Source organism: Kocuria varians (genome assembly GCF_006539885.1).
GTDB lineage: Bacteria > Actinomycetota > Actinomycetes > Actinomycetales > Micrococcaceae > Kocuria > Kocuria varians.
In genome coordinates, this window is the sequence record NZ_BJNW01000001.1 from 51,756 (window position 1) to 74,641 (window position 22,886).

A 22,886-nucleotide genomic window follows, 5' to 3' on the forward strand; every position below is an offset into this window, starting at 1 on the left:
ATGGGTCCGGTCAGATCTGGCGCAGGGCGCCGCCGTCGACCGACCACTCCGCACCCGTCACCTGACCGGCGCGCGGCGAGAGCAGGTAGGCGATCACCCCGGCGACGTCCTGCGGCCTGCCGATTCGGCCGGTGGGCAGGCGGCGCTCCTCGCGGATGAAGCGATCGACCGCGGTGTCGGGGTCGGTGCCGAAGCGTGCGGCGAGCTGTTCGGCGAACCCGCCCGACGCGTCGAACAGCGCGGTGCGGGTCGGGCCGGGTGACACGACGTTCGAGCGGATGCCCGCCGGGCCGTACTCGATGGCCAGCGACTTCGACAGCGACAGCACTGCTGCCTTCGACGCGGCGTAGGCGGCCATCGTCGGATCGGGCATCCGGGCGGCCTCGCTGCCCAGGTGCACGATGCTTCCGCCGCCCGCGTCCCGCATGGCCGGGATCACGGCGCGGGTGAGGCGGGCGAGGGCGAACAGATTCACCTCGAACGTCGCCTCCCACAGCTCGTCATCGATCGCCTCGAACGAGTCGCGGGTGTCGAACAGGGCGGCGTTGTTCACCAGCCCATCGATACGGCCGTGCCGCTCGACGGTCTTCGCCACGACCCGGGCCGCCGCGTCCGGTGCTGCCAGATCCGCGGCGACGAAGTGCGCCGATGCGGGCAGCACGCCGTCGCCGGGATCGCGGCGGGCGACCGCCACGACTTTCACCCCTTCGCCTGCGAGTTCGTGGGCGGTGGCGAGGCCGATACCGCTGGTGCCGCCGGTGACGATGACAACGCGGCCGTCGAGGTCGAGATGCATGAGAGAGCCTTCCTAAATGGTCGAGGTGGGCTGCGTAAGCGCGGTCTTGCGCCGGGCAGAAACGCGGGCGACCACGATGAGACCGAGCCCGGCGAGAGTGAGCCCTGCGCCGACGACGGTGGGGCTGATCAGCCCGTAGCCGGCGGCGATCGCTGCACCGGCGAGGCTGACGCCGATGGTGTTGCCGAGGTTGAACGCGGCGATGTTCGTCGCCGACGCCAGGGTCGCAGCGCCCTGCGCGTGCCGCATCACCCGCGCCTGCAGGCCGGGCACGGTGGCGAAGCCGACCAGGCCGAGCAGGAACAGCCCGATCGCGACCGGCACCGGCATCCCGGCGACCGCGCCCAGGGCCAGGATCACGATCGGCAGCAGGATCGACAGGACCAGTACCGCGTTGTCCGCGTTCCTGTCCGCGGCCTTGCCGCCGAGGATGTTGCCCGCGAACAGGCCGGCCCCGAAGATCACGAGCAGCCACGGGATCGCTGTGGCCGAGTATCCGGTGACTTCGCGCAGCAGCGGCTCGATGTAGGTGAACACGCCGAACATGCCGCCGAACACCAGCGCGGTGGTCAGCAGCGAGGCGAGCACCTGTGGGCGGGCCAGGGCCTTGAACTGCTGGGCGACGGGCAGCTGATCCCGCTCCGGCTCCGTCTTCGGTACGAGAGCGATCAACCCGGCCAGCGCGATCAGGCCGAGCGCGCTGATGATCCAGAACACCACCCGCCACCCGTACTGCTGGCCTACGAGCGCTCCGGCGGGCACGCCGAGGACGTTCGCGATCGTGAGGCCGGCGAACAGAGCCGCCACGGCCGATGCCCGCTTCGAGGGGGGCACGAGGGAGGCGGCTAGCACGGCGCCGATGCCGAAGTAGCCGCCGTGCGCGAGCGCGGCCACGATCCTTCCCGCGAGCATCACCTCATACGTCGGCGCCCACGCCGAGAGCAGATTCCCCACGACGAAGAACGCGAGCAGCACCGCGAGCGCGTACTTCGGGGGTCGCCGCATGAGAAAAGGGGTGATGAGCAAAGCGCCGGGCACGACCGCGAGCGCATAGACGCCGACCAGATGCCCGGCCTGGCTGATCGTGACACCCAGATCCGTGCCGACCTCGGTGAGGAGGCCCGCGATGACAAACTCGGTCAGCCCAATCCCGAACCCGCCGACACTCAGCGCGAACAGCGCGAGTGCCGCCTTCCGTCGCGTCAAGGCAGCCGATGGTTGGCCGACCTCAGCATCAGGTGCGGGACGGACAGTGGTCGTCATACGGCGCTTCCCTCCTCGAAACATCTGGCGGTACCAACCAGCAGCAGAGCGGGCGAACCGGTCATGCATCCACCCTGCTCGGGCTACAGCGGGGTAGCCAGAACCCCGAGTTGCCTAGCACTGACAGGGACAGGCTGACCGCCGCGCGAGCATCGACTGCGCGAGATCCTGACGTGATGGATGCCGACTGGGATGCCCGGATCGCGTCGTTCTGGGAATCGGTAGACGACACCGCACCCGACACGATGCTCGACCACATGCAAGCCCTGGTCGCAGAGCGCGCCGACGACGATCCAGGCGCCCTGTACGAGTGGGCGTCCGTCCACGACTACCTCGGCAAGGAACACGAAGCTGTTTCTCTCTACCGGGCCGCCCTCGACCGCGGACTCTCCGAGCCCAGACGGGCGCAAGGAATGATGCAGCTCGCCAACTCACTGCGGAACGCCGAAGGCCGTAGTTGATCTCCTGAGGAATCAGCCGGGCTACGAGACCACGGGCGATGCCGCGCAGACGTTTCTCGCGCTCGCGCTTCGAGACGCTGGACGGCCCGACGAGGCGTTGCGCGTAGCCCTCACGGCTCGCTCAGACTCTCCCGCTGTACTCACGCGTCATCGCGAACTCGCCACAAATAGGTCGTTCATATTGACGTATTAACTCGTGGAGGAAAGCACCCCGACTTCAAGCTAGCCGCGACTGAGCCTCCCAGTCCGGTGAGCGCACCCCTCGTGACGTCCCTCGCCGGGAAGATCACCTGCCCGGTGTACGACGACCGTCATTCACAGCGCCCAGCCGGCGCGGCCCATCGCCTGATCGTCGTCGGCCAGACGTCTGTTCCGCGAGCAGACCCGCCTGAGTCAACCCCAGCCCGGAGCGCCTCATGAGCTGCCACACGTCTTTCAAGCGAGGTGCGACGATGACGAATCGCATCAGACGCGGAATCTCGATCGCGCCTTCACGCGCGCTCGGCGGGATCTGCTGAGCGTTCGCCGGATCACCTGACCGGTAGCTCGCGACCTGGAGTGCGCGAGCAGAAGGGAGCTTGACGTGCCCGAGGAGACGTTGTTGACCCTGACCGGGACGGAGCGGGTGGCCGTTGCTCACGAGCTGCGTCGCTACGGCGAGTACCGGGAACATGAAGGCACCGAGCTGCTGGACGCCCACGTGTACGGAGAGCCGGGCGAGCCGATCCATTCGGGTTTGACGCCGGAGATCGAGAGAATGGCCGGCGCGCACTACGAGGTGATGAACGAGTGTGAAGATCTGGCCGCCGCCTTCGAGGGAGACGAGCCGATCACGCTGTCATCAGAAGCGATCGATCTCCTCGGCGAGGCGATGGACAACGCCTTCGCGGACGAGTTCCCACCCGAGGTCGCCCGCACCGCGATGTTCGCCCGGATCGCGCAACGCCGACTGTCCGGGTTCGGCGTCCTGGACCCGGACGAGGCCGGCGACTTCCTCGTCGTCCATGCCGAGACGCAATCCGCCGCAACCCCCGAGATTGCGCAGGTCGTGAGCGCGAGCGGTCTGCAACGTCTCCTCAGCGAGCACGCGCAACTCCGGGCACAGGTCGTGCAACTGAGCGAACGAGTTGACGACCTCACCGCCCAGGTCGAGGCGCAGCGCGATCAGGTCGGCGCCTCGCCGGGGCAGGGTGTGCGGCGGCGGTTGCTTCCGAATCTGTTCGCTGCATCCGCAGACGCCACCGACCAGCCGCCCGCACTTCTTGATCGCGGGCGCGGCCTGTAGACGAGGCCGGTCGGACGCGGGAAGGCACCACGATCGTATGATCCTGGTGCCTTCTGATTGGGTGGCGTCAGCGCCGCATCATGGCAGTTCTCGACTGGAGAGGATCTGGCGGTACGCTTCGGTGTTCTCGTCGCCGTAGTCGATCACATCCTCGAACGACATGGTGCTGCGCACATGCCGGACCGCCTCGGTCTGACTCATGGGGCCTTCGTCGCCCCAGCCGTTCTCGTTCTGGTCCACCGTGACGATCTCAGCGGCCTTCTTAAAGTCCATCCTTCTCCTCCTGTTCCTGCTGAGGCAGACATCTTCTGAACCGCAGCGTCACCAACCGGGTGCACTACGGGAGCCCGGCAGTCCGCCGCGAGGGCGGTGAAACACTCTCAGACAGGATGCTGGTTCTCGGTCACCCGCATGGCTCGGTAACGGCTCGGAGTCAGCCCGGTCGCCTGTTGGAATGCTGAGGTGGCACGGTTGCGCGAGTGCCAGCCGACCCGGCGGCCGACCTGCTCGATCGTGAGGTCAGTCTCCCGGAGCAGACGCGCCATCTCCTCGACCCGCAGCATCGTCAAGTACGCCAATGGGGTCTTGCCGTAGGCGTCTGTGAACACCCGGCCGAGCTGTTTCGAGGACAGATGCACCATCCCCGCCAGCTCGTCCAGCGTCCACGGCTCGGCGATCGCAGCGCTGAGCGCTTCACGCACCTCGGCCGCTTCCGCCCGTGTCGGGGCGAACCGCCGAACCCGCGGATGCACCGGAACGCTCTTCGCCCGCTGCGAGGATGAGATGCGACGATCGGTGACTCGGATGTGCGGAGCGATTTGGTCCATGACCGCGAACCAGAGGGCTTGCATCCGATGGAACCGTGCCTCCTCATCGTGGAGGCTGAGTGCGACCAGCTCATCGAGCCATGGCATGAGCAGCCCGGCTTGATGCTCGCCGAGGCGGATGATCTGGGCGGGCTCGGTGAAGGTCTCCTTGACGAACACCGGCGCATCAAGCCGGTCATGCAGGATGCCGGCGTACTGCCAAAAGGCCTGGTCGATCACGTAGTCGGTATCGGCATAGATCGTCGTGACCGTGATGTGCCCCTCGGGCTCGGAACCGCACAATACGTTCGGGCCGAGCAAGATCACATCCCCCGGCCGGACGGGCTTCTGTCCGAACTCGCTGAACAGGATCGCCGACCCATCACGGACGACGATGACCTTCACACAGTCGTATGCGAGCGGCCCGACGGGCCGGTGCACTGTCTGTGTCCGCGCCAGCAGGACTTGATAGTCCTGCAATGCCCGCCGCGCCATGGCCACTCACTACCGGACTCGGCGATACCCGGTGCGGGTGGATGACGGACTCATCCCATGATCCGTGTGTCCAACGGCGGGAACGCGGAGAAGTAGGTGATTTCGACCAGTGCGAACCCAGCGACTGCCCCGCCGGTGCTGCCACAGATGAGGAGCGCAAACTCTGTTCCCGTGAGTGTGACGGTGACCGCTCGTGTGAGTCCGCGCTCGGCGATCCTGCCGCCTAGCCCCGGGTCGCAACAACTTCTCGCGTCTCGTGCTGGGACTGGCGTGCCTGGAGAGCGAGGTCCCATCCCCAGAGCAGCAGGGCAAGGGTGGCGATGACGGCACCGACGGCAGGGATGGCCGGATAGCCGTGGCCGCCGGTGAGAAGGAGGCCTCCGATCCAGGGGCCGAGGGTGATCCCGACGTTGAACGCCGAGATGTTCCCCGACACCGCGAGCGTGGGAGCGCCGGGGGCGATGGCCATGAAACGGGAGTTCAGCGCCGGGTTGGTGCTGAACCCGAGCAGGCCGAGCGCGACGACGAGCACGACGGTCGCGCCCGCGTGGTGCGCGGTGAGAGCGAGCAGCAGCGATGAGACCAGGAGCCCCGTGAAGCCGACGCCCAGAACTCCCCGGGGGAAGCGGTCGGCCGCCTTCCCACCCACCGCGATGCCGATGAGGGCACCGAGCCCGTAGCCGAAGAGCACCGCCGGCACCCAGGCGGAGTCGAGGCCGGTGGTCTCGATCAGCATGGCTGCGAGGTAGGAGAAGGTGCCCAGCAGCGCGGTGGTCGCTACCGCGGTCATCGCGTAGGACAGCCACAGCCTGGGCGGCCTGAGCCCGCGCAGCTCCTCGCGCCAGCTCGCCGGGTTCTCCGGTCGCAGGGCGGGCACGGAGGCGACGAGGGCGACGGCGGCGATGGTCGAGAGGACCGCGACCGTCCAGAACGCCCCGCGCCAGCCCATGTGCTGCCCGATCCAGGTGCCGGCCGGCAGACCGATCACGGTCGCCACCGTGAGCCCTCCTGCCACGACGCTCATCGCCCGACCTCGGCGTTCGGGCCCGACCAGCGCCATCGCCGCGCTGCCGCCGACCGCCCAGAATCCGGCGTAGGCGAACGCACCGACGAAGCGCATCGCGAACAGCAGCCCGTAGCTGTCGGTCAGGGCGCTGACGACATGGCTGAGGACGAAAATCGCCATGAACACCAGCAGCGCGAGGCGGCGCGGCCAGCGCAGGGTCAGCACCGCCAGGATCGGCGCGCCGACGAGCATGCCTAGCGCGAACGCGCTGATGAGCCAGCCGGCCTGCGGGATCGTCACCTCCAGGTCCGCGGCCATCTCCGGGAGCATCCCGGCCAGCATGAGCTCGCTGGTGCCTTGCGCGAAGATCCCGAAGCCGATGCCCCAGACTGCCAGCGGCAGCCCGTCCCGTCTTGCTGTCATACCTCACTCCTTTTTGTAGCGGGCGCTAGTAAATACTGGGAGCCTAGCAGATGTGTAGCGTTCGGTATAAAATGAGTGCCATGGCTGCCACCACGACACCGACGCGAGGGCGTCCGCGAGGCTTCGACCGCGACGCGGCGCTGGACCAGGCGATCCGACTGTTCTGGCGCAAGGGGTACGAGGCGACATCGGTGCGCGACCTGAGCGAAGCGCTCGGCATCGGGCAGCCCAGCCTCTACAACGCGTTCGGCGGCAAACGCGCGCTCTTCGAGGAGGCCGTGGGCGTGTACGACCAGGAGTACGGGGGCTTCATCGATGCTGCGCTGGACGAGGAGCCCACGGCGGCGCAGGCGATGCGACGCATCCTCGCCGAGGCCCCGCGGCGGTACACGCGGCGCGGACTGCCGCGCGGCTGCCTCATGGCCGCCGGCGATCAGGGAACCGACGACGACCACATCCGCACCACGCTGTCCCGGCTGCGTGAGCAGAAAACCCACGAACTCCGACACAGGGTCGAGACGGACATCGCTGCCAGCCTGCTGCCCCAGAGCACGGACGCACCCGGGCTGGCCGGCTACGTCATGACTGTCCTAAGCGGACTAGTGCAACGAGCGCGCGACGGCGCGCCCCGGCGCGAGCTGGAGAACATCGCCAGCATCTCGGCCACAGCACTTCCGTGATCAGCTCGGCTCGACGGATCGAGCGATACTCACCCGCTCGATCGAGGCGCGGTGAGCCTCTGGAGCGCGTCCTTGATCGTCGTGAGCGCGGCGATCCGCCCGTCCGTGGACCTGGAGGTGCTCGCCGCCCCAGTAGTTGGCGCTGAACGCAGGGCGGGTCATTGACGCCTGCCGCTATTGGAGCCAGCAGTACACCGAAGTCAGCACCCTGTCGGATCGCAAAGGTAGTGGCGTCTCCTGCTCTGCGTGATCCAACAACGCCAGCCTAGCGTCGCGACGATGAGTACCCCCGCGAACCGATCCCGAATCGGGGGTCGCTGCCTATCGACACGACCTGCCATGGGGGCATGTGGCGCGGGTCACGGGAAGAGTGACGGACAGGGTTCTGGATTCTTAAGTACAGAATCTGGTAGGGTGGTCCTCATGGCCCGGACCCGCTCCTTCGACGAGACTGCTGCCCTCGATGCTGCCGCCGCACAGTTTCGTGTGTACGGCTACGCCGACACCTCCACCGAACAGCTCTGCGAGGCGGCAGGTGTGCGGCGCAGCAGTCTCTACAATGCGTTCCAGTCCAAGGACGAGCTTTTCGTGCGCGCTCTGGAGCGCTACGTCGAGACCACCGGTGCGGCACAAGCCTTGGTGCTCGAAGATGCGGAGCTTGACGGGATGTCTCGACTGCGTGGCGTGCTCGACCTCATCCTCGCCGAGGAAGATGAGGCGGCCGCCGATGGTCATGCCGCTGGATGTATGGTCGTCGGCTCGCGGATGACCCCCGACGTCCAGGGTCGAGATGAGCGCGTAGGGCGGCTCCTTGACAAGAGTCTCGACCGCCAGCTCTCTCTGCTTGCCCACGCCGTCGGCGTTGGCCAGCGCGACGGTACCGTGCGCAACGACATCTCCCCTCGCGAGGCCGCGTTGCTCGTCGTGTCGGCAATCTCGGGTGTTCGCGTGCTCGCCCAGGCCGGAATCCGGGCGGATGAACTGAGGCGCGTCGCCATGGCCACCCTCGACGGACTCCGCCCCTAACCACCCCCGCCCGCAGGTCGCGACTGCGGGCCACCCGTATGCCTTCATTCTGTACTCAGTAATCCAGAAAGGTTCGTTGTGAAGAAGTACCTCTACCTGCTCATGGTCACCATCATGGTGACGGTCATGAGCGAGCTCCAAGTGGCCGGCATGATGCCCGCCATGTCCGCCGACCTCGGCGTGACGACTGGACAGATCGGCCTGCTGGTCTCGGTCTACGCCGCCGGCATGATGATCGGCGGCCCGCTGTTCGCCTGGTTCCTCCGACACAGCCCACCCAAGGGAGCTCTGCTGACGATCGTCGCCCTCTACGCCGTCGCCCAGGTGCTCGTGCCTGTGGTCGACGCGTTTTGGTGGGTCGCGATCGTCCGGGTCATCACCGGCGCCTTGGCCGGCGCCTCGTTCGGGCTTTCGGTCACCTACGGGGCGGCTCTAGCCGAGAGCCCGCAGAAGATCGGCGAGGCCGTTTCGATCGTGCTGGGCGGCATCATGGTCGGCACCGTGCTGGGCCTGCCCTTGTCGAACTTCATCTCCAACTTCTGGAATTGGCAGGCGAGCTTCTACGTCCTCGGCGTCATCACGTTCGTGCTGTTCCTCGCAAGTCTTGCGATCCTGCCCAAGCGCGGCGCCGCGACTCAGGACGCCGCAGCGCAGGATGTGCGGAACCTGCGCATGCCAAGACTCTGGGCGCGTTACCTGGTGAGCCTGCTCACCATCGGTGCCGCCTACGCCTCGTTCTCATTCTTCACTCCGTTGCTGGAGGAGAACGCGGGCTTCAGCACAAACACGACGACGATCATCCTGCTCGTCTACGGCGTGTGCGCCTACATCGGCAACATGATCGTCGGGAAGTTCGCCGACCGGCACGCGATCGCGGTACTGCGCACCGGTCACGGCCTGCTGCTCGTGGCCCTCGTGCTGTTGGCGGCGTTCAACTACATTCAGCCGCTCACGCTCGTCATGGTCATCATCGTCGGCTTCGTCGGCATCACCATGAATCCCGCCCTCGTGACCCGCGTGGCCGAAGTCGGCGGTGCTGGCACGATGGTGAGCACGATCCACACAGCAGTGATCTCCGCGGGTGTGACCCTCGGCTCCGCCGTCAGCAGCGCCACGATGGGTACATTCGGCCACGACGACCCTGGAGTTGCAATGTGGACGGGGGCAGTCCTGGCGATCCTCGCCGCAATCGTGCTCGCGACTCAGAGTCGTTCACGCGAGAAGGCAAGCGCGGTGCCGGCATAGCCTCCGAGCCACTGAACATCGACGCGGGTCTTGGTGCAACCCTGACGGGGCGCACCAAGACCCGCATTCACTACCTCAGTACGTCGAAAATGGAACCCCGTGCGGTCGCAAAAGTAGCGGCGACCTGAGCCTGATTCTGCTGCTCTGAACCTACCGAGCATCGCCTGCTTCATGTCGCTCGTCGGTCTTGGGTATCCATCGCAGGGCGAGGATGCCGAGGGCTGCGCAGAGCACAGCCGCGATGCCCATCGCGATGTGCAGGCCGGTCAGGAACGCGGTCTTGGCTTCTGAGACCAGGCCCGCGGTCAGGTCGAGGTCGAGGGTTTCGTCCAGTGTCGGGGCGAGGTCGGGGCCGAGGAGCCGGAACAGGAGTGCTGCGGTGGAGCCGAGCAGGGCGATGCCGAGGGCGTTGCCGATCTCGTTGGAGGTTTCCGCGATCGCGCCGGCCGATCCTGCCCGGTTCGCTGGCACGGCGGCGACGGCGGTGTCGGCGACGAGGGCGAAGGAGATGCCGTAGCCGACGCCCGCGACGGCCGTGGAGGCAATGAACCAGCCGATCCCGCCGGTGATGGTGGTGAGGAGGAGCAGGGCGAGTCCTGCGGCCATCGAGAAGTGGCAGAGCACGAGTGCGGCGCGCTGCCCAATCTGCTCGACGATTCGTGGCGTGAGGATGCAGACCGTCGTGAGGACGATCGCACCGGGCAGGGCGAGCAGCGCCGCGGTCAGCACGGGCAGGCCGAGCACCGATTGGAGGTAGATGCCGGTGAGATACGCGGCTGCCGACCACGCGAACAGCGAGAGCACACCGGTGATGATCGCGACAGTGAAGACCTTCTCCCGGAAAAGGGTGACGTCCACGAGCGGGTATTCGAGTTTCCGCTGTCTGAGGATGAACCAGGTCGTCAGCAGCACTCCAGCGACTCCGAAGCCGAGTACAGGCCAAGACGGGCCGTAGGCGGCGAGCTCTTTGATCGCGTACACGGCAGCCAGCAGTCCCGCTGCGGAGAGCACGATGCTGAGCAGGTCGACCCGGCCGGGGCGGGTGGCTCGCACTTCGCGGAGCACGAACGGCGCTGCGGCGAGGAAGATGACGACGACGGGCAGGTTGATGAGGAACACCGACCCCCAGTCGAAGCGGGACAGCAGTAGCCCGCCGATGACCGGGCCGATCGCGAAGCCGGTGGCGAAGGTCGCCGCAAAGATGCCGATGGCCTGCGACCGCTGGCGGGGGTTCTCGAACAGCTCGCTGAGCACCGCGAGCCCGGACGGGAGGAGCGTCGCACCGCCGAGGCCCATGAGCGCGCGGAATCCGATAAGCCATTCCGGTGAGGTCGAGAACGCGGCCCCAGCCGATCCAAGGCCGAAGACAGTGGCCCCGATCATGAGGAGTTTGAGCCTGCCGAACCGGTCGCCCAGGTTCCCGAACGCGATCAGTAGCGACCCGACCGCGAAGCCGTAGATGTCGAGAATCCACAGCGCCTGATCCGCGGTCGGTGCCAGCGCGTGGGTGATGGTCGGCATCGTCAGGAACAGGATCGATCCGTCCATCGACACCAACAGCACCGGACCGAGCACGACCAGCAGGCCCAGCCATGCGCGACGGCCAGCCCGCACCTGATCCGGTGGCGACGAGAGGGAGGCGTTCGGGGTTGAGCTATGAGTCTGTTCGTTCACGCCTCCGATCCTCAGCCGCACTCATCCAGCACAGCCATCCCTGTGTCGTGGGTACCCCTGACAGGTGCAGGCACGCGAAGAGTCGGCAGAACTACGATGGGTCGCATGCAGACCGAGACCCTGGGCGTGTTCCTGAAAACGCGCCGCGACCGCGTCACTCCCGACGACGCCGGCCTGCACTCCTACGGCACGGTGCGGCGGGTGCCGGGCCTGCGCCGCGAAGAGTTGGCCCAGCTTGCTGGCGTCAGCGTCGGCTACTACACGAGGCTGGAACAGGACCAGTCCGGCACCGCCTCACCGCAGGTACTCGACGCGCTGGCCCGCGTACTGCGCCTCGACACCGCCGAGACCGCGCACCTGCACAACCTCGCTCATCGTTCTGGGCTCTCCCGACTTACCCAGCCAGAACCCGAAGTCCTCGCCCCCAGGGTGTCGGCACTGCTGGACTCGCTCGGTGAGAGCGTGCCCGCGATCGTGCTCGGCAGACGCGGCGACGTGCTCGCGTGGAACCGCACCGGTCACGCCCTGATCGCCGAACACCTCGACCACGACGCCCCCAGTAGCGCGGAGTCTCGGCCCTCGATCCCGCGGATGTTCTTCCTCGACCCCCTGCACCGCGACCTCTACCGCAACTGGGACGAACTCGCGCGCATCCACATCGGCTACCTGCGGCTGACCTCGGGCCGCTACCCAGACGACGCGAAACTCGCCGAACTCATCGGCGAGCTCACGATGCACAGTGCCGAGTTCGCGAAGCTCTGGGCCGCCGGCGAGGTCGCCGACTGCACCAGCGGGCCGATGCACCTGCAGCACCCCACGATCGGCGGCATCGAGGTCGACTATCAGGTCTGGCTTCAACCCGACAGCCCCGACCACCGGCTCGAGATCTACACGCCCTGCAACGACCCCTCCCGCGACGCCATAAAGCTCTTGTAGGAGTTCCGAGTCAGGCCCACTCGTCGCGGCGACTACATGCGTCCACGCCGAAACCGGAACGCCGCCTGGTGTCTAGCGCAGGCTTTCGGTACCTGCTGGGTGTGATCCCGACGCACTGCGGGCCAGCTGCGGGCCAGCTGCGGCCGTCAGCGCGAATTGGCGGTGGCGAGGGATCGTGCGGAGGTCGCGAGAGCACGTGTGTCGATGTCGATGAAGGCATCACGCACCGCCTCCAGTGCGGCAGTGCGGGCGGCTGCGTCGAGATGGGCGGGACCGTAGGTGATGATCGGTTGGAGGGCGTCGTAGCCAACGAACTCCAGCATGCCGCGATTGATGTGGAAGAGGAATCCGTCGATGTCGCCGAAGGTGCCCTCGGGCTCGAATGAGCCTGGTGAACCGCCTGTCGTTGCAAGGATCACGGCGCGTCGGCCTGTCATCGCGGCCTGTTCGTAGAGTCCGAACTCTCCACCGAAGACGGCCCCCATGACGAAGACCCGATCGAGCCAGCCCTTCAAGATCGCAGGTACGGAGAACCACCACAGCGGGAAGGACAGCACCAGCAGGTCTGCCCGCAGCAGCGCATCGAGGTCAGCGCGAACGTCCGGGGCAAGGGTGCCGGTATCGACGGCGTGGCGCTGTTCGCGCTGCGGCTTGAAGGCGCCCTCGAACGGGGCGAACTCGCCGCGATCCAGCACAGGGTTCCACTGGGCTGCGTAGAGGTCGATGAACTCCACGGAGTAACCCTGGGCTTCCAGAGCCTCCCGGGCAATCTGTGACTGCGCAGTGTTGAAGGAGGTGGGCTCGGGGTGGGCATGGACGATGAGGGCCGTCGGACGGCGGTCGAGGTGAGTGCTCATGCACCCATCGTATCGAATAATTGCGATATGTCGATCTGAGCTAGTGATCTCCCGCGAGAGCCTCGCCGATCTGACGCATCAGTGCTTCGTTGCGCTGGTAGTGGGTCCACTTGCCCACTCGCGTGGAGCGGACCAGACCCGCACGCTCCAGGGTTGCCATGTAGGAGGAGACCGTCGACTGCGCCAGGCCGCTCTTCGCGTGAATATGACTGACGCAGGCGCCGACCTTGTCACGGTCGGCGATGGGCTCGTAGTCGGAGAACTCCCCATCCGGGTCGCGCAGCCACTCCATGATCTGCAGCCGCACCGGGTTCGCCAGAGCCTTGAGTGCGTCAAGCAGCCGATCGGCTGACAGCTCCGCGTCGTTGACCACAGTGTGTGACCTCCTCACAAATCTACAATCCACTATATGTCGATAGACCTCCTGTTGGGATGCTGCTGACCTGCTCGGCAACGAGTCGGAGAGCTCCCGCGCCACGCCGCCCAAAACGCCCGGTCACCTTGCTGCTACCCGGAGCCGAGCACCCGATGCGGATGTAGGTAGCGTCGCGACCCGTGGCTGTGTCGTTCACCTCGTCGGTATGACGGTTTCGATGCGGGTGATGAGCGCGGGCGACGGCTATGAGTACCTGCTGCGCACAGTCGCTGCCGGTGATGGCGACAGGGATCTCTCGACCCCGCTCACCAGGTATTACACGGAAGAGGGAACTCCTCCCGGGTTCTGGATGGGGTCGGGTCTGCCGTACCTCGGCGCCGGGGAGCTCACCGAAGGTGGGCGGGTCTCGGAAGCGCAGCTCCAGCTCTTGGTCGGGATGGGCCGCGACCCGATCACCGGTGAGGCGTTGGGTGAGGCGTACCGGCAGTACACGAGCGTCCAGGAACGCGTCGACAAACGCGTCACCGACCTCGACCCAGAACTCGGACCCGTGACCCGCACCGAGCAGGTCGCTGCCATCGAGGCGGAGGAGGCCGAGCGCGGCACCCGACGTGCGGTCGCCGGCTACGACCTGACGTTCTCGGTGCCGAAGTCGCTGTCGGCGTTGTGGGGTGTTACGGATGCGGGCACGCAATCGTTGATCGCGGACGCGCATCACCAGGCAGTTGCAGAGGTGGTTGCATTCCTCGAACGAGAGGTTGCGACCACCCGCGTCGGCGCCGCCGGCCCGGAGGGTGCGGTCGCCTTCGCCGATGTCGCCGGGGTCCTCGCAACGGCATTCGACCACTACGACTCACGCAGCGGCGATCCCCAGTTGCACACGCACGTCGTCGTGAGCAACAAGGTGCTGACGGTGCAGGACCAGAAGTGGCGGACGCTGGCCGGTCGGCCGGTCCATGCCTCGGTCGTCGCTTTGTCCGAGCTGTACAACGCGACGTTGGCGGACCGGATCACCGGGACGTTCGGCATCGAGTGGGAGGCCAGGGAGCGGGGCCGGGATCGGAACCCGGCGTGGGAGCTCGCGCCGGTGCCGGAAGAGCTGGTGGCGGAGTTCTCCTCGCGTACCCGGCAGATCGAACAGGAGAAGACCCGCCTGATCGACGCCTACAAGGCCAGGCATGGCCGCGAGCCCTCGGCGAGGACGGTGTTGAAGTTGCGGGCGCAGGCGACGCTTGCGACGCGGCCGGCGAAGCAGGTGCATTCGCTCGCCGATCTCACCACTGACTGGCGGCACCGCGCCAGCACCCTGCTGGGTGAGGACGCGACCGGGTGGGCCCGCACCGTCACCACGACCGCGGAGAAGACTGTCCTGCTGCGGGCCGATGACGTGCCGCTGGACACGATCGCCGATCTCGGCCGCTCGGTGGTCGAGGTGGTGGGTGAGAAGCGGTCGACGTGGCGGCGCTGGAACCTCCACGCCGAGGCCTCCCGGCAGCTCATGGGTGTCCGGTTCGCGACGGCGGAGGATCGGGAGGCGATCGCGGGGATGGTGACCGATGCCGCTGAACAGGCATCGCTCCGGCTCACGCCTCCGGAGCTGGCGTCGAGCCCGTTGCTGTTCCGCCGCGCGGACGGGTCGAGCCGGTTCCGCCATCCGGCCGCCGTCTTGTTCTCGACGGAGGAGTTGCTGGCCGCCGAAGACCGTCTCCTCGACCGCTCCCACGCCACCATCGGCCCGACCGTCGAGTTCGCGAACGTCGAGAAGATCACCAGCAAGCCGGATCTGGAAGGGCGCCGCCTCGGGCAGGATCAGTCCGAAGCGCTCCAGCGAATCGCCGTCTCCGGCCGCGTTGTAGACGTGCTGGTCGGCCCGGCCGGTGCGGGCAAGACGACGGCAATGAACGCCCTGAAACGGGCCTGGGAGCAGCAGCACGGCCAGGGCTCTGTGGTTGGGCTCGCCCCGTCAGCGGCCGCGGCGCAGGTGCTTGGCGAGGAGTTGGGGGTCGAGGCTGAGAACACGGCCCGTTGGTGGCAGATGCACCTCGTCCACGGTGACACCTTCGCGAAGGATCAGCTGGTCATCGTCGATGAAGCCTCCCTCGCCGGCACCGGCTCCCTCGACCGCATCACCGGCCTCGCCGAACACGCCGGCGCGAAAGTGCTGCTGGTGGGCGACTGGTCGCAGTTGCAGGCGGTAGATGCGGGCGGGGCGTTCGGGATGCTCGTGCACGACCGCGACGACGCCCCCGAACTGACCGACGTGCACCGGTTCTCCGCCCGGTGGGAGAAGGCCAACTCCTTGAATCTGCGCCACGGCCGCACCACCGCGATCGACACCCTCATCGAACACGAACGAGTGCGGGGCGGTGAGCAGGATGCGATGGTTGACGCCGCCTACGCCGCGTGGCGGGCAGATGTGCAGGCTGGGCGGGCGTCGATCCTGGTCGCGGAGGCGTGGGAGACGGTGACCCAGCTCAACGAGCGTGCCCGCGCCGATCTCATCCTCGATGGCGCCATCACCCCCGGCCGCGAAGTCACCCTTCATGACGGGCTGAGCGCGTCAAAGGGTGATCGGGTCATCACCCGTGAGAACGACCGGCGGCTGCGGTCGAAGAACGGGAGATCGTGGGTGCGCAACAGCGACCGGTGGACGGTCACCGCCGTCAGCGAGGACGGGTCGATCACCGTCCGCCCTGAGGGGCGTCGCTTCGGCGGCGCGATGGTGCTGCCCGCCGCGTATGTGGCGGAGCAGGTCGAGCTCGGGTACGCGATCACCGGTCATCGCGCCCAAGGGATCACGGTCGATACCGCGCACGCGGTGGTGACGGCGACGACGACGCGGGAGAACTTCTACGTCGCGATGACCCGGGGCCGGCACGGGAACCACGCCTACGTCGCCACCGACACCGCCGACGATGCCCATGTCGCCCCGCACCCGTCCGACAACCCCGACGCCACAGCGCGGAGCGTGCTCTACGGGGTCCTCCAACACGTCGGGGCTGAGCTGTCGGCGCACGAGACGATCACGGTCGAGCAGGACCGGTGGGGGTCGATCGGTCAGCTCGCCGCGGAGTACGAGACCATCGCCCAGGCCGGCCAGCACGACCGCTGGGCGGCTCTCCTGGAAACCTCGGGCCTCACTGAGGGGCAGGTCGATGTGGTGCTCGGCTCTGATGCTTATCGTGCGTTGTCGGCGGAGTTCCGGCGGGCGGAGGCGAATCACCACGACCTCGACGACCTCCTCCCGCGCCTGGTGCGAGCACGGGGCTTCGAGGATGCCGACGACATCGCCTCCGTCCTCCACCATCGCCTTGCCCGGGCCACTGCCCGCCCCGCCGGTTCCGGCCGCACCCGGCAGGCGCCACGGCTCATCGCAGGCCTCATCCCGTACGCCGCCGGGGTCACCGACCCGGAGATGCACCAGGCCCTCACCGAGCGACAGCAGTTCATCGAGCAACGCGCCAGCGCCGTCCTCACCCAGGACTTGGACGAGGGAGCGCCGTGGACGAGCGCGCTCGGGAGGACACCTGCGGATGTGAAGACGGCGGGGGCGTGGCGGCGGTTCGGGCAGGTGGTCGCGGCGTACCGGGACCGCTACCAGATCACCGACGACACCCCGCTCGGAACGATCGCGGGATCGGATGCGCAGAAGATCGACGCCGCCCGCGCCGAGACCGCCCTGAAGCGGGCGAAGCAGCTCAGCCAGCAGACCCCGGACACCGAGCAGCCGGACCTCACCATCGAGACCCGGCAGGGCCGCACCCTCTGAAAGTGCAGGCGGAGCTACAGACGGCGGCCCGGTTCGTCGCGCTCGGCCCGCGCCTGTTCGAGGTCCAAGCTCGATCCCGTGGCCGTCCGGCCCGCCGGTCGGCTCTGCGGCGAGCCGGGGCGGTCCATCAAGGCCTGCGCATCCAGTGCACTGGTGACGAGCGTGGCGTGGCGGTCTTGGATCAGCATGTGCGGTCCCGTGCTCGCAGCGCTCGTAACCGGTCCGGGCACCGCACCCACGCCGCGGCCCAGGCGGAGCGCGTGCTCGGTCGTGACGAGCGCACCCGAGCGCGCCCCAGCCTCGGGCACGATCGTCGCCGCAGACAACGCCGCGAGCACCCGGGAACGGGCCAGGAAACGGGAGCGCGTCGGTGCGGCACCGGGCGGCTGCTCCGAGACCACCGCCCCGACAGCGCGGATCGTGTCCAGCAGCTCAGTGTTGCCGCGCGGATAGTTCCGGTCGATCCCTCCCGCCAGCACCGCGATCGTGCTCCCACCCGTGCTCAGAGCGGCGCGATGCGCCGCCGCCTCAATCCCATACGCACCACCGGCGACGATCACCTTGTCCTCCTCGGCGAGACCTGCCGCGATCTCCCCGGCCACGAGGTCGCCATAGGAGGTCGAGGCGCGGGAGCCGGTGATCGTGACCAGATCAGAGACCGGCCGCGACAGCAACGAGGTCGCGCCCTCGGCCCACAGCACGTAAGGGGCGCGCTCACCCAGATCGACCAGGCCGGCCGGCCAATCCAGGTCGCCGGGGATCAAGGGCGTGTACCTGCCATCGAGCAGGCGCGGCATCAGCTCATCGAAGTCCGCACCGTCGGATGCCAGCCGTACCCGGTGCCGGAGCACCTCGGCATCCTCGCGCCGCAGCTCGGGCATCGCCGTGTCGGTGTCGAGCAGCCGGATCGTTTCGACGCCACCGACTCGGTTCAGCAGCCGCCCCACTCTCGCGTCGCCTGGTTCGGCGACGATCGACAGCATGACGCGGGCGGTGCGGTCATCGGGGGCGTAATCGGCCAGTGAAGCCATGATCGGGTGTCCTTCCACTTCTTGCGGGCACTACCAATCAGGTGCACCGCAGCACGACAATGCAGGGTTCCGTTCGTCGGAGGTCCGGCGTATCGTGGAAGGTGAAGCGGAGCTTCCCATCTGTAGGGCTCTTCGGGGCCGCCCCTTCCTGGGGCCACCACCAACACGCCGCTTCTCGACAGTGTTCGACGTGTTGAATGGAGGCCCGCAATGTTCCCCACCTCAGCCCCGGTCCGCCGCCACTGGCGACGGAGCAAGCGCACCGCCGAAGCCCTCACCCCGGTACGCCGGTTCCTGCCAACGAACCAGATCCGAGACGCCGTGATGACCCGCCGCGGCCTCAAATGGGGCGTGCCCGCGATGCTGCTCGCCGCCCCCTACCTCCTGGCCATCAAGATCCTCACGGACTTCATCGCGCAGGCCGGCCCCGGCTGGGGCTGGCTCCACTTGGTCGTGCTGCTGTGCGCGTACAACACCTGCAAGATGTTCTGGCTCGGACCCATCAGCCTCATCCACCTCGCCCGCGCCCGCCTGCACGAGCACGCCGAGCACCGCAAGGCAGCCCGCGCAGTACAGGTGGAGAACGAGCCGGTCCCCGTGATGGCGGGAGCAGCATCATGACCGCCGTCACCTATCGCCGAAGCGCAACCCAGAACCCGAGCTGGCTGGAGAGCCAGGAAGCCGAGTGCCGCACGTACGCCCGCGAGCACGGCCTGACGATCACCGACACCTTCACGAACATCGGCCGCACCGGCGACGGACTCGCCGACCTCCTCGAAGCCACCCAGAGCGACAGCGTGGACGCGGTGATCGTCAACGACCTCGCCCGCCTCGGCACGAGGACCACCGACCACCTCACCACCGTGCAGCGACTCCACGACGCCAGAGTCGAGATCCACGTCGCAAAGGAGCGCGCGACGAGCCAGCGCGACGGACTTCTGGTCGGTGTCATGCAGGCCTACGTCGAGACCGACACCCGACTCGTCGGCGACTCATCCCGGGAGGACTGAGTACACGCAAGTTCGTGCTCGGAGGTGGGAGGTTCGCACTTCCCGTCGTCAGTTCGAAGCAGGACGAAGTGGGCAAGGCCGCACCGCGTCCTGATGTCGGCGTGGATCGGTAGCCTCAGAGCCGTCCACGATAGACTGAGAGCCACGGATGCTGGCACGAGATTGGGGAGGCAGGACATGGCGCGAGCAGACCTACTCCTAGACCTTGTCGAAGCGGAGCGCCGGGGTGATCGAGACCGCTTCCGGGTGCTAGTCGAGTCGGTCATCGCTGAGGAGCGTGCCAATCAGCACCACTTGGTTGCCGACCGCCTCTCGGAGCTCATCACGACGACCGGCCAGAGCCACGTGCGCGACGACCACTCGGCGGCGATCCGCGACTTGGTACAGGAGATCGTTCCGAGCCGTCGTCTGAGCGATATCGAGCTGGCGCAGGTGCCGCACCGAGTCTTGACGGAACTCGTTGAGGAACAGAAGCGTGCCGAACTGCTGCGCAGCTACGGGATCGAGCCACGTAACCGTCTACTGCTGTCCGGACCTCCCGGCAACGGCAAGACCAGCGTCGCTGAGGCCATCGCTGCCGAGCTTATGCTTCCGTTCTACGTCGTCCGGTACGAAGGCGTCGTTTCGAGCTTCCTCGGAGAGACTGCCGCGAGGCTCGACAACGCGTTCGAGTTCGCCCGCACTCGTCGATGCGTTCTGTTCTTCGACGAGCTCGACACCATCGCCAAGGAGCGGTCGGACGAGCACGAGACCGGAGAGATCAAACGAGTTGTCTCCACATTGCTGCTCCAAGTCGACCGTCTCCCGGCGCACGTGATCTTCATCGGTGCTACTAACCACAGCGAATTGCTTGATCGCGCGGCATGGCGTCGATTCCAGATTCGTGCTGAACTCGACGCGCCTAGCCGCACCCAAGCAACGCAGTTTCTTGAACGACTCGCTGCTCGTCTTGGCGGCGACCTCGGATTCGCCCCCCGCACGCTGGCAGATAAGCTCGCCGGAGCGAGCTACGCGGAGTTGGAAGAGTTCGCCCTCGATGTTCGTCGCCGCGCAATTCTGGAGCTCCCGGAAAACAATCTCCGTCGGATAGTCCAGGAGCGACTTGAGCATCGGCGCGGTCAGGCAACGGGGTGACCGCGGAGCCTAGGCCGCTCCTGGCATTCGCACCGCCAGTCGTTGATGCTCGGCCCTCACAACGTCCGCGCGACATGCCGCGCCTCTCTAAACCAGGCACGGGCCGCCAGAGCGCACGGCTCTCTCCCCAGTTCAGAGAGCTCACTGCCGCCTTTGATGCCGAGCGAGCACGCCTCGCCGAAACCGCCCCGGACGAAGTAGATCCTGCGTTGGTCGTCGTGTTCGATCTGGCGGGCACCGTACAGGACTTCCAGAACGCAATCGACAAGATCGACGGATTCGAGTTCTTGTCCCAGCTCCTGGGGGATCGCACCGATCCCGACGACGACTTCCACATGACCGAACGAGAGGCTGGTCGCACAAACAAGCCCGTACAGCACTCTCTATACATGGTGATGTCGAGTGCTAAAGCGATCGATGAACTCCTGCGACTCTTCGCGCTGTGGCAAGCAGACCCGTCCGCTAAGTTCGAGCATGGACTCGGCAAGTTCAAGGATGCGTTCCATCAGCTGACTTCGATCAGACGATGGGGACCCGAAGACCGCATCCGAGAGACCGGCCTTCGCGAGCGTTGGCAAGAAACCCTCGACATGATTGGCCAATCGGTCAGCACCGTAAGAGTCGAGGTAGAGCTTTGGTATAGGCGGGACTCCTCGCAACGAGCTGCGGCCGAGTCGCACGTGGAGCAGGTTATCGCCGCGAGTGGTGGTCGTATCCTGGATCGTTCACAGATCGGCGACATCACCTATCACGCTCTTCTTGCAGAGCTGCCGATCCAGCAGGTGCGGACGGTGCTCACTGATGGGGCCGCTGCAATCCGTTTGCTCACCACCGACGATGTGATGTTCGTCAGCCCGTTCACACCCATGACTGTTGCTCCGGCCGCCACAGACCCCGTGGCGGAAGTGCGGCTGCCCGCAGGCGAGCGTGTCGAAGGGTTGCCGCGGGTCGCGCTCTTGGATGGGTTGCCCTTCCAGAACCATGATGCGTTGACTGGCCGACTCATGATCGATGACCCAGAGGACCTCGGCGACAACTACTCAAATGCTGCCCGTAACCACGGCACTGCAATGGCATCGCTCATCATCCATGGCGATCTGTCGGCGCCTGCTGAGCCGCTAGATCGTCCACTTTACGTGCGACCAATCATGAGGCCGCACGAACTGTCCACGACCCATGAACAGGTCAATCCGGAGCGACTCTTCCCCGACCTGCTACACCGCGCGATTCGCCGCATCCAAGAGGGTGAAGGCGGCCGGGACGCCACTGCTCCCAGCGTCCGAATCGTCAATCTATCCATCGGAGCTCAGGCACGGGCTCTTGCTCGCCGGATGAGTCCTGTCGGTCGACTACTGGATTGGTTGGCGCACACCTACAACCTTCTCTTCATCGTCAGCGCTGGCAACCACACCGCCCCCATCACGATTCCCGCAACCTCAGCAAGCACGGTGGAGACGGCGCGACACGCGGCGACCCGGGCGGTCCACGAGAAGAGCATCCTCAAAGGAATCCTGCCTCCTGGCGATGCACTCAATGCTCTAACCATCGGCGCCACCCACAACGACGGGCTAGGCGACACCGAGACCTCCGACGCGGTATGGGACATCACCGATCCAGGAGCGCCGGCCTACTACGGGGCGACGGGGCCTGGCGTTGATCGCTCTATCAAACCTGACCTTCACCACATCGGGGGTCGGGCGCTCTACGTCCGACCCGTCATCGTGCCTGGCCAGGACAAGGTGGACCTCGAACTAGCCCATACCGCCCTGACCGGACCCGGACTTCAAGTTGCGGCACCTGGAAGGAGTGGCGCAACGAATCGCACGATTTTCACCTTTGGCACTAGCAATGCCACGGCACTGGTCACGCGTGAAGCGAGCCGTCTGTTCGACATCCTTGAAGCTGACGTTGACGGAAAAGAAGACTCGCCCCTGCCAGGCCCGGAGTATCACCCACTTCTGGTACGAGCACTCCTCACGCACGCGAGCAGTTGGGGGGAATGGGAAGCTCGATTTCGCCGAGATCTCGGTATCCCCGCGCAGGATGCTCGCCGTAAGCTCTCAGCGATGCTCGGATACGGCAGACTCGATACCGCCCGCCTCGGAGCAGCCGCCACCAATCGTGCTGTGCTTATTGCCGGCGGCCGCATTGGCGGAGACCAACGACACACGTACGAGCTCCCTCTCCCGCCATCGCTCCGATCACGAGCGGCGTGGCATCGCTTCACCATCACGCTTGCGTACGCGGTACCTACGGTGGGACAGCTCACGCGTTATCGCGGGGCTAAGGTCTACTTCGACACCCCGGACACGAAGCTCGCGGCAGGAGATCGGATAGAAGGGGAGCACTTCACTGTCAGGCGTGGAAGCCTCCAACACGAACTCGTCCAAGGTTCACGAGCGATGACCTTCGGGGACGGCGACGCGTTCCCGATACACGTCGAGTGCATGGACGATGCCCAGCATCTTCCCAAGAAGAAGAACGTTCGCTACGCCCTCGTCGTTTCTATCGAAACAGCTGAGGAAGTCTCGACTACCATTCATGACGAGGTTCGGGCCAGACTCCGCCAGCAGGCGCGCGAACGAGCCCAAGAGCGTGTGCGGAGCTAGCAGA

General features: G+C 66.6%; 21 protein-coding genes. 12 read left to right on the plus strand and 9 right to left on the minus strand.

What is annotated here, in order from left to right; translation table 11 throughout:
- Window positions 1–10 precede the first annotated feature (10 nt).
- Window positions 11–796 (minus strand): SDR family NAD(P)-dependent oxidoreductase, encoded by a 786-nt coding sequence (locus tag KVA01_RS00260; RefSeq protein ID WP_141268431.1) that lies wholly within the window; start codon window positions 794–796, stop codon window positions 11–13.
- 12 nt (window positions 797–808) lie between these two features.
- A complete protein-coding gene (locus tag KVA01_RS00265; protein ID WP_141268433.1) occupies window positions 809–2,059 on the minus strand; it encodes an MFS transporter in 1,251 nt (416 codons plus the stop codon).
- 176 nt (window positions 2,060–2,235) lie between these two features.
- Here KVA01_RS00265 and KVA01_RS13080 point away from each other — a divergent pair, with 176 nt between their 5' ends.
- The 3 genes from KVA01_RS13080 (at window position 2,236) to KVA01_RS00275 (ending at window position 3,805) form a co-directional block, all read left to right on the plus strand.
- Window positions 2,236–2,520, plus strand: a complete 285-nt coding sequence (locus tag KVA01_RS13080; protein WP_267899907.1) for a tetratricopeptide repeat protein — start codon at window positions 2,236–2,238, stop codon at window positions 2,518–2,520.
- A gap of 4 nt (window positions 2,521–2,524) precedes the next feature.
- A complete protein-coding gene (locus tag KVA01_RS13085; protein ID WP_255314043.1) occupies window positions 2,525–2,713 on the plus strand; it encodes a tetratricopeptide repeat protein in 189 nt (62 codons plus the stop codon).
- Window positions 2,714–3,103: 390 nt separating this feature from the next.
- Window positions 3,104–3,805 carry a hypothetical protein gene (locus tag KVA01_RS00275; RefSeq protein WP_141268436.1) on the plus strand — a complete coding sequence of 234 codons (702 nt, stop codon included), beginning with the start codon at window positions 3,104–3,106 and terminating at the stop codon, window positions 3,803–3,805.
- 78 nt (window positions 3,806–3,883) lie between these two features.
- Here KVA01_RS00275 and KVA01_RS00280 read toward each other — a convergent pair whose 3' ends face one another.
- The 3 genes from KVA01_RS00280 to KVA01_RS00290 all read right to left on the minus strand — a co-directional run bounded on the left by KVA01_RS00280 (window position 3,884) and on the right by KVA01_RS00290 (window position 6,535).
- Window positions 3,884–4,078 (minus strand): hypothetical protein, encoded by a 195-nt coding sequence (locus KVA01_RS00280; protein ID WP_141268438.1) that lies wholly within the window; start codon window positions 4,076–4,078, stop codon window positions 3,884–3,886.
- Window positions 4,079–4,185: 107 nt separating this feature from the next.
- A complete protein-coding gene (locus tag KVA01_RS00285; protein WP_307723008.1) occupies window positions 4,186–5,016 on the minus strand; it encodes a helix-turn-helix domain-containing protein in 831 nt (276 codons plus the stop codon).
- Between the two features lie 313 nt (window positions 5,017–5,329).
- Complete coding sequence (locus KVA01_RS00290; RefSeq protein WP_218023586.1) at window positions 5,330–6,535, minus strand: Cmx/CmrA family chloramphenicol efflux MFS transporter; 1,206 nt, start codon at window positions 6,533–6,535, stop codon at window positions 5,330–5,332.
- A gap of 80 nt (window positions 6,536–6,615) precedes the next feature.
- On the opposite strand from KVA01_RS00290, the gene KVA01_RS00295 reads away from it, so the two are divergent.
- From KVA01_RS00295 to KVA01_RS00305, 3 genes are all read left to right on the plus strand, one after another.
- Window positions 6,616–7,215: a TetR/AcrR family transcriptional regulator gene (locus tag KVA01_RS00295; RefSeq protein WP_141268442.1), complete on the plus strand. Its 600-nt coding sequence runs from the start codon at window positions 6,616–6,618 to the stop codon at window positions 7,213–7,215.
- Between the two features lie 423 nt (window positions 7,216–7,638).
- Entirely contained in the window at window positions 7,639–8,241 is a 603-nt protein-coding gene (locus KVA01_RS00300) for a TetR/AcrR family transcriptional regulator (RefSeq protein ID WP_141268444.1), read from the plus strand.
- A 78-nt stretch (window positions 8,242–8,319) separates the two neighbouring features.
- Window positions 8,320–9,486, plus strand: a complete 1,167-nt coding sequence (locus KVA01_RS00305) for an MFS transporter (protein ID WP_141268446.1) — start codon at window positions 8,320–8,322, stop codon at window positions 9,484–9,486.
- Window positions 9,487–9,636: 150 nt separating this feature from the next.
- On the opposite strand, the gene KVA01_RS00310 is transcribed toward KVA01_RS00305, so the two are convergent.
- The gene (locus tag KVA01_RS00310) at window positions 9,637–11,160 is read right to left on the minus strand and encodes an MFS transporter (protein ID WP_218023587.1); all 1,524 of its coding nucleotides are present in this window, start codon (window positions 11,158–11,160) and stop codon (window positions 9,637–9,639) included.
- A gap of 105 nt (window positions 11,161–11,265) precedes the next feature.
- On the opposite strand from KVA01_RS00310, the gene KVA01_RS00315 reads away from it, so the two are divergent.
- The gene (locus tag KVA01_RS00315) at window positions 11,266–12,096 is read left to right on the plus strand and encodes a helix-turn-helix transcriptional regulator (RefSeq protein WP_141268448.1); all 831 of its coding nucleotides are present in this window, start codon (window positions 11,266–11,268) and stop codon (window positions 12,094–12,096) included.
- Window positions 12,097–12,242: 146 nt separating this feature from the next.
- Here the strand turns inward: KVA01_RS00315 and KVA01_RS00320 are convergent, their stop codons facing one another.
- Both KVA01_RS00320 and KVA01_RS00325 read right to left on the minus strand, forming a co-directional pair.
- Window positions 12,243–12,953, minus strand: coding sequence for an NAD(P)H-dependent oxidoreductase (locus KVA01_RS00320; RefSeq protein ID WP_141268450.1), 711 nt, complete (start codon window positions 12,951–12,953; stop codon window positions 12,243–12,245).
- A 40-nt stretch (window positions 12,954–12,993) separates the two neighbouring features.
- Window positions 12,994–13,326 carry an ArsR/SmtB family transcription factor gene (locus KVA01_RS00325; protein WP_141268452.1) on the minus strand — a complete coding sequence of 111 codons (333 nt, stop codon included), beginning with the start codon at window positions 13,324–13,326 and terminating at the stop codon, window positions 12,994–12,996.
- A 208-nt stretch (window positions 13,327–13,534) separates the two neighbouring features.
- Here KVA01_RS00325 and mobF point away from each other — a divergent pair, with 208 nt between their 5' ends.
- Complete coding sequence (mobF, locus tag KVA01_RS00330; protein ID WP_141268454.1) at window positions 13,535–17,098, plus strand: MobF family relaxase; 3,564 nt, start codon at window positions 13,535–13,537, stop codon at window positions 17,096–17,098.
- Window positions 17,099–17,112: 14 nt separating this feature from the next.
- Here mobF and KVA01_RS00335 read toward each other — a convergent pair whose 3' ends face one another.
- Window positions 17,113–18,129, minus strand: coding sequence for a DNA-processing protein DprA (locus KVA01_RS00335; protein ID WP_141268456.1), 1,017 nt, complete (start codon window positions 18,127–18,129; stop codon window positions 17,113–17,115).
- Window positions 18,130–18,339: 210 nt separating this feature from the next.
- Between KVA01_RS00335 and KVA01_RS00340 the strand changes: the two genes are divergently transcribed.
- The 4 genes from KVA01_RS00340 (at window position 18,340) to KVA01_RS00355 (ending at window position 22,882) form a co-directional block, all read left to right on the plus strand.
- Window positions 18,340–18,750, plus strand: coding sequence for a hypothetical protein (locus tag KVA01_RS00340; protein ID WP_141268458.1), 411 nt, complete (start codon window positions 18,340–18,342; stop codon window positions 18,748–18,750).
- On the plus strand, window positions 18,747–19,139 hold the full coding sequence (locus tag KVA01_RS00345; protein ID WP_141268460.1) for a recombinase family protein: 393 nt from the start codon (window positions 18,747–18,749) through the stop codon (window positions 19,137–19,139). Before KVA01_RS00340 ends, KVA01_RS00345 begins: the two co-directional genes overlap by 4 nt.
- Window positions 19,140–19,316: 177 nt before the next feature.
- Window positions 19,317–20,273, plus strand: a complete 957-nt coding sequence (locus KVA01_RS00350; protein WP_031273379.1) for an AAA family ATPase — start codon at window positions 19,317–19,319, stop codon at window positions 20,271–20,273.
- Between the two features lie 74 nt (window positions 20,274–20,347).
- Window positions 20,348–22,882, plus strand: coding sequence for a S8 family peptidase (locus KVA01_RS00355; protein ID WP_141381546.1), 2,535 nt, complete (start codon window positions 20,348–20,350; stop codon window positions 22,880–22,882).
- Window positions 22,883–22,886 lie beyond the last annotated feature (4 nt).